The sequence below is a fragment of the Fusibacter paucivorans genome, from assembly GCF_018390735.1.
Classification (GTDB): domain Bacteria; phylum Bacillota; class Clostridia; order Peptostreptococcales; family Acidaminobacteraceae; genus Fusibacter; species Fusibacter paucivorans.
Genome location: NZ_JAHBCL010000015.1, coordinates 69,138 through 81,566, shown reverse-complemented (window position 1 = coordinate 81,566; position 12,429 = coordinate 69,138). Strand labels below are relative to the sequence as shown.

General features: G+C 43.2%; 9 protein-coding genes and 1 pseudogene. 9 read left to right on the top strand and 1 reads right to left on the bottom strand.

Going from position 1 to position 12,429, the window contains the following annotated elements; translation table 11 throughout:
- Positions 1 to 77: 77 nt before the first annotated feature.
- From alr to KHM83_RS20020, 9 genes and pseudogenes are all read left to right on the top strand, one after another.
- A complete protein-coding gene (alr, locus tag KHM83_RS10000; protein WP_213236873.1) occupies positions 78 to 1,202 on the top strand; it encodes an alanine racemase in 1,125 nt (374 codons plus the stop codon).
- A 443-nt stretch (positions 1,203 to 1,645) separates the two neighbouring features.
- Complete coding sequence (locus KHM83_RS09995; protein WP_213236872.1) at positions 1,646 to 1,999, top strand: type II toxin-antitoxin system PemK/MazF family toxin; 354 nt, start codon at positions 1,646 to 1,648, stop codon at positions 1,997 to 1,999.
- Between the two features lie 98 nt (positions 2,000 to 2,097).
- Positions 2,098 to 2,586, top strand: a complete 489-nt coding sequence (locus KHM83_RS09990; RefSeq protein WP_213236871.1) for a hypothetical protein — start codon at positions 2,098 to 2,100, stop codon at positions 2,584 to 2,586.
- 44 nt (positions 2,587 to 2,630) lie between these two features.
- Positions 2,631 to 4,799 (top strand): DUF5693 family protein, encoded by a 2,169-nt coding sequence (locus KHM83_RS09985; RefSeq protein ID WP_213236870.1) that lies wholly within the window; start codon positions 2,631 to 2,633, stop codon positions 4,797 to 4,799.
- Entirely contained in the window at positions 4,792 to 5,892 is a 1,101-nt protein-coding gene (csaB, locus tag KHM83_RS09980) for a polysaccharide pyruvyl transferase CsaB (protein WP_213236869.1), read from the top strand. The genes KHM83_RS09985 and csaB overlap by 8 nt, the downstream gene beginning before the upstream one ends.
- Positions 5,889 to 6,644 carry a WecB/TagA/CpsF family glycosyltransferase gene (locus KHM83_RS09975; protein WP_213236868.1) on the top strand — a complete coding sequence of 252 codons (756 nt, stop codon included), beginning with the start codon at positions 5,889 to 5,891 and terminating at the stop codon, positions 6,642 to 6,644. The genes csaB and KHM83_RS09975 overlap by 4 nt, the downstream gene beginning before the upstream one ends.
- A 51-nt stretch (positions 6,645 to 6,695) precedes the next feature.
- A complete protein-coding gene (rpsA, locus tag KHM83_RS09970) occupies positions 6,696 to 7,850 on the top strand; it encodes a 30S ribosomal protein S1 (RefSeq protein WP_213236867.1) in 1,155 nt (384 codons plus the stop codon).
- 146 nt (positions 7,851 to 7,996) lie between these two features.
- Positions 7,997 to 10,528, top strand: coding sequence for a Lon protease family protein (locus KHM83_RS09965; RefSeq protein WP_213236866.1), 2,532 nt, complete (start codon positions 7,997 to 7,999; stop codon positions 10,526 to 10,528).
- Positions 10,529 to 11,344: 816 nt separating this feature from the next.
- Positions 11,345 to 11,647: pseudogene (locus KHM83_RS20020) on the top strand (methyl-accepting chemotaxis protein); the annotation flags it as partial.
- Between the two features lie 184 nt (positions 11,648 to 11,831).
- Here KHM83_RS20020 and KHM83_RS09955 read toward each other — a convergent pair.
- Positions 11,832 to 12,407 carry a 5-formyltetrahydrofolate cyclo-ligase gene (locus tag KHM83_RS09955; RefSeq protein ID WP_213236864.1) on the bottom strand — a complete coding sequence of 192 codons (576 nt, stop codon included), beginning with the start codon at positions 12,405 to 12,407 and terminating at the stop codon, positions 11,832 to 11,834.
- Between the last annotated feature and the right edge of the window lie 22 nt (positions 12,408 to 12,429).

Genomic DNA, 12,429 nt, shown 5'->3' with positions numbered 1-12,429 from the left:
ATAACATCGTATGATACACGACTGTCGTTTAAGCCGTATAAAGTTGAAGCAATAGGTACTGTGTAGGGGGCAAGACAATGGCATATGAATATCGTCCGGCATGGATGGAAATTGATTTAGGAGCGTTGGCACACAATTATAAGCAATTAGCAGACCTTTACGGCGGCACGAAAATCTGTGCCGTGGTGAAAGCAGATGCCTATGGACATGGCATGATACCCGTGGCAAAAAAATTACACGCGCTGGGCGTTGATTTTTTTGCAGTTGCAACCATTATTGAAGCGCAGACCCTTAGGGCGGCACTGCCGGATGTCGATATTCTCATTCTTGGCTATTCACCAATAGAGGCAGCGGATGTTCTAATCGAAAAGAATTTGATTCAAACACTCTATGATGTTGAACAGGGAAAAGCGTTTCACCTTGCAGGGTTAAAACACGATAGGCCTTTGCGTGTTCATGTAAAAGTCGATACGGGTATGCGTCGACTGGGTTTTTCTGCTAATGCGGCAGGCGTGAATGCGATAGAAAACCTTCACGGCTTAAAGGGACTTGCAGTTGAAGGGATCTATTCGCACTTTGCAAGAGCTGATGAAATTGATGCAAGCGCCGTCCATGCACAAGGGCAGTTGTTTATTGCTGTACTTGAAGCACTGTCGATTCGCGGTGTGACTTTTAAACTTCGCCATATTTGCAATAGTGCTGCCTCAGCAAGGTTTCCTGAATATTATTTTGATATGGTTAGACCGGGGATTGTCCTGTACGGACAGCCGCCATCAGAAGCAGTTGCACTGGAAGCACTTGAACTTCGTGAAGTGATGTGCGTTAAAGCCAACATTGCCATGGTAAAATCAGTGGACAAGGGTGATGGTGTCAGTTACGGCCACCGATACCATTTGCCGGAAACCATGAATATTGCAACGATTCCCGTGGGCTATGCCGATGGATTGCTAAGAGGATTAAGCGGTAAAGCGCATGTGCTGGTGGATGGTGAGCCGTGTCCAATTATCGGTTCTATCTGTATGGATCAGTGCATGGTCGCCGTTGGAGAAAAAACACCTAAAATGGGTGATGAAGTCGTTGTGTTAGGTGGCAACGTACATCCAATGGTGTCTGTGGCAGCGTATGCGAAAGCACTGGGAACGATTAGCTATGAGATTACATGTCAATTTTCACTGCGTTTGCACCGACAATATACTGAATAACGTGTATAACACTGCAAAATGCGCCATAAGACGGCTATGCGTTTTTATGGTATTGGCTTCGCTTTTATGGTAAAATAGTGTTATTAGCTCGTAGACAGAGAGAAGAGCACAGGTTGATACTACATATTTGACATCTGCAATGGCATTAGGTAGATGTGTATTGGGTAAGGTGATACTTTAAAAGGGATGCAATATTTTTTTATCTGTGAAACGTCGGAGGTTTCAAAGATGCGTGCATGTGTTTACAGCATGCCAATGGGTTGACACTTTACACGAAGGTACACATAAAATACGACATCAAGCGGTTTTACATCAGTGATGATATGCGAAAAGGCTATGAGCGAATGGCAGCAATCAACTTAAATCTTTCAGTAATGAGACTTTTCGATAACTTATCGACCTTATCTAATTAAAAGCGCTTTTGAATGGAGATGATAATTGAAGTGAATATTAAAAGAGGCGACGTTTTTTTCGCAGACTTGTCACCGGTTAGGGGATCAGAACAGGGTGGTCAAAGACCTGTTTTGATTATTCAGAATGACGTTGGCAATCGGTACAGCCCAACCGTCATCGTCGCTGCAATAACGGCAAAAATCGCTAAAGCCAAGTTGCCGACCCATGTTGAAGTCGAAGCGAGCACAGTGGGTCTATTAAAGGATTCCGTTGTTTTGATGGAACAGGTTCGGACAATTGATAAGACGCGTCTTATCCAGAAACTTGGTCATTTGGATGCAGGTGTTATGAAACGCGTTGATCATGCCCTTGTCATAAGTTTAGGGCTAAGTGAAGAAGCATAAAAACTGCTGGGAGGTTACTCATCAGGTTGTTTTATGCTTATTTTTTTTTTCAGATATTTATGTTAAAATGGGTGTTGAAGGTGTGACAGGAGGCGCTTATGAAGCATATTAATTTGGATAAATTTAGTTATACGGCACTCGGCATCGTTATTGGCGTTGCACTGAGTTTTGGCATATCGGGAGCGGATAATACAGCGGGTACATCCAATGATCCACTGGTAACGCTCAGTTACTTCAATCAGCAAATGTCGGCACTTGAGGCTCGGATGACTGGTGATGTCAATGAAAAGATCAGCGAAATGGATGTGAGTGGCCCCGCTTTATTTGAGGTAATCAATGTACCGAATGGCACCACGCTTTACTTTGGTGCCAGTACAGAATTTATTCTGAGAGTGGGGACTGCCGTCGTTGTTGATCCCAATGATGTCGGAATACCCGATTTGACCTCCGGCTTAAAAGTGGATGACAAAGGTGTTGTACCGGTCGATCATCATATGCTCGTACCGAGTGACGATGGTCGGGGTATTCAGCTGACATCAGACTGCTGGCTGATGGTAAAGGGAACTTATACCACAGCTGATCAGTAATTAAAAGCATACAATTGCATACTCGCTATATTGATGGAGGCCATATGAATTTAAAGCGAAAAATTTATCTGGCAGTATTTCTCGTGAGCTTAATCGGCACGGGATTTCTGCTGTTTAATCGCATAGAGGTTGAAAACCAATCGAAATCTGCTGAGATTGTTGCAGATTATGAAGAATTTGTTGAATTCGGCAGACAGCTTGATATGACGCCGGGTGAAACGTTTGAAGCATTAAAAGAGGCTCATTTTACATCCGTAGCCATTAAGGAAGATTCGCTTTATGACCTTGTGGTCAATGGGGAACCTGTTGAATATGCGTTATTTAAAAACATCAAGCATGACATTGACTGGGATAAAAAGTATAGCGACGAGGCGGTGGATTATCTTACTTCTATGGCGTCGGACTATGACGTCGTCATGCGCACGAGGGACACGGCACTCTTTGACCGCTTAAAAGAAGGTGTCAAAGCACGCTATGATGAAGCGTTTTATCAGTTTTTTGAATCGTCAGAGGTTAAAACGATGGTTTTTAAAGGGACGATTGACGATATTTACTATACTGAGGATACGCGGTATGTCGACGTACTCACCAAGGGTGTTAAAGCACCGCGGGAAGTGGCATCATCCGCCATTGAAGATATGGGACTCGGCTATGATCCGGCGAAGGTCGAAGCGGTACAGTCTGCTGGTCTCACCGTGAACTTAAGGCCTTCAAATTATTACAAATACAATGAAAAACTCGTTGATGTGTATTTTGACGAGGTTTCAAAATACAATGCCAGTACAAATGCCATTATTTTTAACGGCAGGGAAATTTTGAGCTATTCAAAAGATACGGGTAATTATAAACAGGCACTGTATGATGTAATGCGTGCGCGCGATATACCGGTGGGCATGATTGAATCCAGTGTGCAAAGAGGCTATACGGAGCAAAAGGGCATTGAACAGCTGGCTGAAGACTTAGAATATAACGTCGTGCGTGTATTTCCGGTAATTGAATACATTCAGCAGCGCTACAATTACCTAGGCTATTATGAAGGGCCAATTGAGATTGAAAATACGCTTTACCGTGCGATCACGGAGCGGAATATTCGATCTATTTACTTTAGGCCTTTTAAAGACAGTAGTTATACGTATTATGATCATATCGATGAATACAAAACGATGTTTGAAGATTTGGCACGACGGCTGGAACCGCATGGGATAACGCTTGGCGATGCTTCAGTTATGCCGTATAATGCCGTATCCCCACATTTGGTTATCCTTTCAGCTTGGGGACTGCTGGTACTGGGACTCGTTATTCTAAAATTGGTCTTTGACATCGCTGAGACCTTTGAGTGGATTCTGTTTGGGGTTGGCATCGTCGGTATCGCCGGCATTAATTTTCTCGCGCCAAATTTGAGCATTGAGCTCTTTGCATTAGCAGGCGCATTGATTTATCCAGTACTGGCGATTATATTTCTCATTGAATATCTGAAAGATATGCGGCTTAGCCAAAAAGTTTACAGTTTTAAAGATATCGTCATTAAAGCAGTTGTCGCGCTCTGTGCAACCGGTTTCATCAGCCTGATGGGGGGATTGACAGTGGCGGCTATTATGTCGCGGGCGGATTATCTTGTAGAAATGAGTTATTATCGTGGGGTTAAGGTTAGCTTAATTGCTCCGATTATCATATTTGTCGTCGTGTATCTCATAAAATTGGGTTATAAACGCGATGTTAACGAACTTAGAGAAAATACGTTTTTTATTCAGGACGTGAAACATTTTCTGCTGGAAGATATTAAGATGTACTACTTTTTTATTGCCATTATCGTTGCTGTCGTCGGCTATATTTACATTGGGCGTTCGGGGCATGAATCTGGTGTCGAAGCGCTGAATATAGAACTGATCTTCCGTAATTTTCTAGAAAATGTGTTGCTTGCGCGACCGAGGACAAAAGAAATCCTTATGGCTTTTCCGGCACTCTCGGCAGCTGTCTTCTTTGCAGCGAGATTCTACAACCGCCTAATTTTTCCGGCGGCACTAGTAGCATCACTGGGATTTACATCAATCGTCAACACCTTTTGCCATGCGAGAAGTCCGATTTATCTGTCGACAGTTCGTACATTCCTGTCATTGGGAATCGGCATTATTATCAGTATTGTCGTCTTGGCAATCCTGAATATTCTGAGCAGAATTTACGTTGCTTATTTTGGGAGCAGTAAGTATGAATAAAATCGTAATCTCGGGTTTCTACGGTTTTCACAATATTGGCGATGAGGCAATATTGCGAACGCTGACGACCCAACTTAGAGCCATTGACCCTGCGGTTCAAATCACGGTTCTGTCCAATCATCCGGAGGAGACGCGCCAGAAGTTTAATGTGCGCGCCGTCGATCGCAGCAATGCCTTTCGCGTCTTTACGGAGATTATGAAGTGCAGTATGCTCATCAGCGGCGGCGGCAGTCTACTGCAGGATGTTACCAGTGCTCGAAGTATTCACTACTACCTGAGTATTATACGTGCAGGTATTTTCTTTCGAAAGCGCGTCATACTGTTAAGCCATGGTGTAGGACCGCTTATAAGGCCCAAAAACAGACACCGTGTGCGCAGTGTCCTCAATCGCGTAAATGTCATAACGGTCAGAGATGTTAAGTCAGCAGAATTACTGGAAAGTATAGGCGTTGATATGAAACGCGTCAGCATTACCACCGATCCCGTCATGGGGATGCCAATGGCTGATCCGGAAATTGGGAGCGCTATTCTGAAGAGGATCGGTGCGTGGGAGACATCGCGAAAGCGCGTGGCGATTGCGATTAGACAAAAAGATTTTCGAAATGAAGAAAGGCGTACCAAGCTGTTGACATTAACAGATGCACTCGCGAAGCAGTATGAAGTTTACTATTTGCCTTTTTATTATAAAAATGATACGAAAATATATGATGACCTGCACGATAAAGTCGGCGAACACGTTCATTTTGTCGTCGAAAAGTATCAGTCGCAGGAATTTATGAGCCTCGTACAAAACATGGATTTGCTCATTGGCGCAAGACTGCACTCACTTATTTTTGCACTAGTGGCAGAGGTGCCATTTATCGGCATTAGTTATGATCCGAAAATTGACAACTTTTTAGAGACCATTTCGCAGAATGCTGTTTGCGGTATTGAGGATTTTAATCCTGAAGCGGTATTGTCACATGTTGAATCCATTTTTGAACACTATGATGAATCACGCCGGATTGTTCAAAATGAAAAAGCGATGCTAAAAGCAAGACTCACCATCAATGAAACTATTCTAAATCAATTGTTGAGATCGGAGGGTCAATGAATCACATTAGAGGCAAAACAACTGTAAAAATACTGGGGGTCAAATTCGATAAGCTCGATTTTGATGATGCCTATCAGCGTTTTACAACGTTCATGATGCAGGATGAGACGAAAATGATCTTTACACCGAACTCAGAACTCGTCATGATGGCGCAGGATGATGATGCTTTCAGACAGATCCTCAATGAAGGCGATCTTACAGTTCCCGATGGGATCGGTATTATTCTAGCCTCGCGTATTCACCATTTAGAACTTACTGAGCGTATACCGGGCATTGATCTGATGGCGAAAATGCTGGCATATGCCAACCGCTCTAATAAATCCATCTTTTTATTTGGCGCCAAGCCGGGTGTGGCTGAAAAAGCAGCTCAAAAAATCGCTGAGCAATATGGCAACATTAAAATCGTGGGCGTTCAGGATGGCTATTATGATGAACGGGATGAACTGCGTATATTAGATAAAATTAATGAAGTGAAGCCGGATATCCTCTTTGTGGCACTGGGAGCGCCAAAGCAGGAAAAATGGATCTACAAATATCGAAAACTGTTAAATGTAAAGGTTGCCATGGGAGTGGGCGGTTCCATAGATGTATGGGCTGGAACGGCTAAAAGAGCACCGAGAATATTTCAGAAGATGGGACTCGAATGGTTCTATCGATTGATTAAGGAACCGACGCGCATTGGGCGTATGATGATTCTGCCGAAATTTCTCATTAAGGTAATTTTTACAAAAGCGCAAGCGAGTGATGAATAAAAACAAAAGATGTACAATGATGACGCAAAGGTGTGAACAAAGGAGGAAGACATGGAAGAAAAAGAAACAATGGCAGCGGCACTGGCTGAAATGGATCAGCTTGAATCGTTGCAAACCGGGGATATTGTCAAAGGCACAGTCATGAGTGTCAATGAAGAAGAAGCGATTGTAAATCTTAATTACATGGCTGACGGTATCCTATCAAAAGAAGAAATAGAAGGCGGCAGCACCGCTGAAATCGCCGTTGGCGACACTGTTGACGTCTATATCGTCAAAACCAATGATGGAGAGGGCAATGTTAAGCTTTCTCTAAAAAAGGCTGAAGCACAAATGGTTTGGGAAGAACTTCAAGGGCTTGTCAATGCGAATCAGCCTTTGAATTTAAAAGTAAAGGAAGCCGTTAAAGGCGGTGTTGTGGGCATGTATAAAGGCGCACGCATTTTTATTCCGGCATCTCAGGTGGCACTGCACTACGTTGAAGATTTAACGGTTTATGCGGGCACGAGCTTTGAGGTGAAAATTATCGAACTCGATATGGATAAAAAGCGAGTGGTTGCTTCAAGAAGAGCCATTGAAGAAGTTGAAAGGGCGAAACGAAAAGCAGATACACTGGCGAGACTGGCACCAAAAGACAAATTAAAGGGAACCGTTGTGAGACTGGCCAATTATGGTGCTTTTGTAGATTTAGGAGATGTTGACGGCCTCGTTCACGTGTCTCAAATGTCTTGGCGACGTGTCAAACACCCTTCTGAAGTCGTTAAAGAAGGGGATGTCGTTGAAGTTGAAGTGTTAAGCGTAGACCGTGAAAAAGAAAAAATTTCACTGAAATTGGCGACGGTTGAAGAAAGTCCATGGCAAAATATTGATGCCCATTATCAAGTTGACGATATCGTTATGGGAAAAGTGGTGCGCATTACGAATTTTGGTGCGTTCGTAGCCCTTGAAGAAGGGATCGAAGGACTCGTTCATATTTCGGAATTGTCAACAGATCACGTTGCAAAAGTTAGCGACGTCGTTAATGAAGGCGATGAGGTTGAGGTATTGGTCCTCTCAATTGATGCTGCTAAAGAAAAAATCAGCTTAAGTATGAAGGCCGTGGCATTCATTGATGAAACGGAAACTTTTGAAGTGGCTAAAGAAGAGGCACCTCAAGCGGCGACACTCAGCGATCTCTTTGGTGACAAATTAAAAAATTTAAAATTTTAATGAAAGCTGCGCATGTTCTTTTTGAATGTGCGCTTTTTTTTTGAAAAAAAAGGGTATGAACGATTTGTGTAGAATATAAGTGTAGAATAGCAATGATCAAAATGAATAAGAACACGCATGGTATAGCAGGCATTAAGGAGGCAAAGATGAATCATCTAAAACTAAAACCAGAACAACTCAGCAATCGCTGTGATCCAAATCAATTCACTTTTGTAACTACTGAAGAATTGCCCCCTATGCGCGGAATCATCGGGCAGGAGCGCGCTAAGCAGGCACTCCGTTTTGGATTGAATGTCACGCAAAAGGGCTATAACATTTATGTATCAGGACAATGGGGTACCGGTCGCAACAGTTTTGTCAACATGCTCGCCGAAGAGCAGGCGATTAAGATGCCGGCACCTTCTGACTGGCTGTATGTCAATAATTTTAAGGACACTTATCATCCGCTGGCGATCAAGATTGCGCACGGACAAGGCAAGGTATTTATCAAATATGTCGATCGGGCTATTCGCTTCCTCCGCAAGGGCATTCTCGAGGTATTTTCGAGTCGGGATTATGAGAATGCAAGACAAAAACTCATTGAAGACTACAATGTCAGCACGAATGAAATCATTGCTAGTCTCAATGATGTGGCGCAGAATTATAACTTCATGTTTACCATGACGGAAAAGGGAATTATGAGCATTCCCCTCCAGGATGGTCAACCGCTTAATGAAGAACAATATAAGTCATTATCAAAGGAAGCTTATGAAGGGATCGTTGCCAATTCACAGCGATTGAATCTTGAAACCATTGACTATTTTAATAAACTGCGTATTGAAGAAGATAACCTGCGCATTAAAATGAAAAGCTTGGATGAACAGATGGTGCGCCATCTCGTTCGTTTTCATCTTGATGCCATTCGTGACAAATACAAAGAAAATGAGGATGTTAAACAGTATTTGCAATTGCTTGAAGAAGATATTGTCGAGAATCTGGATAATTTTAAACAGGAAGAACCGGAGACAGACGAACAGAATCCATTGGCGATGCTGGCAGTGGGGTCGCATAATCCGGAAGCTTTTTTTGAACGTTACCGTATTAATCTCTTCGTGGACAATGCTGAACTCAAGTCGGCACCTGTGGTGTTTGAATCGAATCCGACGTATTTTAATTTAGCAGGCAGTATTGAATACCAGAATGAAATGGGTGTTATGAAAACGGACTTTACCATGATTCGCCCCGGCGCACTGCACAAGGCAAATGGCGGTTATTTGATTTTGCTGGCAAAGGATATTTTGAGCAATCCATATGCATGGAAGAGTTTAAAACGCTCACTGCTGGATGAAGCAGTAGCCATAGACAGCCGCATTTCTTTTTCAGGTGCGCTGATTTCTCAAACGATTAGGCCACAGCCGATACCGATTGACGTCAAGGTCATCGTCATTGGTGATTATTATACGTATTCTGTCCTGTCAGCCTATGATGAAGAATTCCAGAAACTTTTTAAAGTCATGGCAGATTTTGATGAAGACATGTCGCGAAACAATGAAAATATTGAAAAGTTTACACGATTTATATCAACCAAATGTCAAATGGAGAACTTGGGGCATTTTACATCGGATGCCGTGGCATTACTTGTAGAGCATGCCACAAGACTGGCGGATGATCAATCGAAACTCACGGCGCATTTAAAGACGCTCGGCGATATTATCATTGAGTCAGATGCATGGGCAAAGTATTATAAACACGATACGGTTGGCGTTGAGCACGTTAAAAAAGCGCTTGCGGAGCGCAAACACCGAGCTGACAAATTTGAAGAAAATACCATGTCGTTTTTTGAAGAAGGCACCTATCTGTTGGATGTAGAAGGTTATAAAGTTGGTGAAATCAACGGGCTGGCAGTTGTTGGCGCCGGGCAGTACAGTTTTGGAAAACCTTCGAAGATTACGGTCTCAACTTATCAGGGACGGCAAGGCATTATTAATATTGAACGTGAAGCGCGCACTAGCGGTAAAATCCATGACAAAGGGGTTATGATTTTAACGGGGTATCTCGGTAAAATGTTTGCACAGGATAAACCGCTTGCACTCACGGCGAGCATCGTCTTTGAACAGCTTTACTCTGGTGTGGACGGTGATAGTGCCTCCAGTACTGAGCTCTATGCACTCTTGTCAGATCTGTCAGGTGTACCGATTAATCAAGCCATTGCGGTGACGGGTTCTGTCAATCAACGCGGCTATATACAGCCAATTGGCGGTATTAACGAAAAGATTGAGGGGTATTTTAAAGTATGTAAGATGAAGGGATTCAATGGTGAGCAAGGGATCATTATGCCGCATCAGAACGTTAAAAACCTCATGCTCGACCAAGAGATTGTCGAAGCGGTCAGTCAAGGGCAATTCCATATTTGGGCAATTAGTCATGTCGATGAGGGGATTGAAATACTCACGGGCAAAAAGGCGGGGAAACGCACGAAATCAGGTGGATTCGAACGCGGCAGTATTTATGCCTATGTTGATAAGCGCTTAAAAACACTGGCGATGACACCCGAAGAAAAAGCGGCAAAAGCAAAACCTAAAAAACTGAAAGTTGATGAACTCGATGCGCCTAAACCGCCTAAAAAGACGCCGGTAAAAGAACCGGAACCTGATGAAACACCTGATACAGATGAGAGTGATGGCGACTTTGATGAATAATGAATAGGGACGATCGCGTATCAAATGCAGAGATAAAATGACTGCTTTGATCAGTAAAAACAGTGATTTCAAATACTGGTATTTTAAATGCCCCCTCAAGTTTTATAAAATCTTGAGGGGGCGTCTTATATTTGTTTCAATTAGAGAATTATCGCCGAGTAACCGCACTTTTTCGGACAGCGTCAATGTGCTAATGTTAAAACATAGCATGAAGTATTAAAAAGCGTACTGATTTTTTGCGCTGTATGGCTATTAATTGAGGCTGAGGGGGAACATACCGTGAATCAAGCGATTGAATCAAAGAGTGGACGGCTAACATCACTCATGGAAGCAGCTGAAATGTTTTTAGATCTGTTTCCACTGGACTGCTGTGTTGTCATTGGTGACAGCGAGGGCATTATTCGAAAATACATACCGGGCAATACATTTGACATCGGTTTGAAAGAGGGGAATCGCGCGACGCCAAACAGTGCTGTCGATAAGATTATCACGACAAAAAAATCGCTGATGCATCTTGTACCGCCGGAACGATTTGGCATACCGGTTAAGTCTATCGGACAGCCGATTATTGAAGATGGCGTGCTGACGGGTGCCATTGTGCTTGTAATGACTCAAGAAGTACAAAAAACACTGAATACATCCGCACAGGCGATTACACAGGGAACAGAACGAACGACGGCGATGATGCAGGAACTATCGGCTTCGGCTAAAATACTTTCAGGCAATATCGGCATGCTCAGTGATAAGGGTAATCGCGTTATTGATGCCATTAATAAAACAGATGAAATTTTAAAATTTGTCAGTGCAGTGGCAAGTAATTCGAACTTATTAGGGCTTAATGCTGCAATCGAAGCAGCGCGTGCAGGTGAACAGGGAAGAGGTTTTGCCGTCGTTGCACAGGAAATTCGTAAAATGGCAGATGACAGCGCTTTGGCTGTCGATGATATTAAAAATACATTGCGAACAATTCGCAGTGAAACAGACGGTATTATCAAGGATATTGAACAGGCTTATTCACTGGGCGAACAGCAGCAAAAAGCTTCGGAAGAAGTTGCCGAAGACATGGAGGCGCTTATACACACAGCTTATGAAGTTGAACGTATTGCTAACTTTATGTAATTTACAAACGGTATCGAAGAATCGGCAAGGGTTGAGAACAAGAAAGGTGAGTGCCATCTCATTGAGAACAATTGAATAGCATCATAATGTTTTTTGATACTGCTTATCATAAAGCGCGTTTCCCCATTTGGCTTGGTATGTGCACCAAGTCAATACGATTGGGAAGCGCGCTTTGTGCTATGGTCTATATGGTGATGACTGGATTAAAGCCGTTTTCTGTTACATACCCGTGGAGACGTATGTCATGAGGCTCAACCGGGATAGATTGAACGATTTGGAGGTCAAAAGCGAGCCCGATGCGTAGAACGTCTTCGCCAAGTGATTGGAAAAAGCGATCGTAATAGCCGCCGCCATAGCCAAGGCGATAACCATCGCGCGTAAAAGCGACACCTGGAGTGAGTACCAAGGTGAGCTGGCTGAGATCCCCCAAGACGCATTTTTGAGGATCTGGTTCCATAATGCCTAAACGGCTCTTGACTAGATGTGCCAATGAATCAACCTGATAAAAGTGCATTTGCGTCCCATCGTCGCTTATTCTCGGAAGCATTAATGGCGTTGACTTATTCAACAGATGCTGCAATATCGGTTCCATCTGCACTTCGTTTCGAAAATCTACAAATCCGGCAACAGCGCGTGCCGTGTTGAAAAAGACCAAATTGGATAGGTGCTGTGCAATGCTGAGACTATATGTGCTCAGGGTATTGGCATCAAGTGTATTTCGCTTTTTTATCATTTGCTGTCGCAATTGCTTTTTATCCATAAAAGTCTCCGTTCGGTTAATA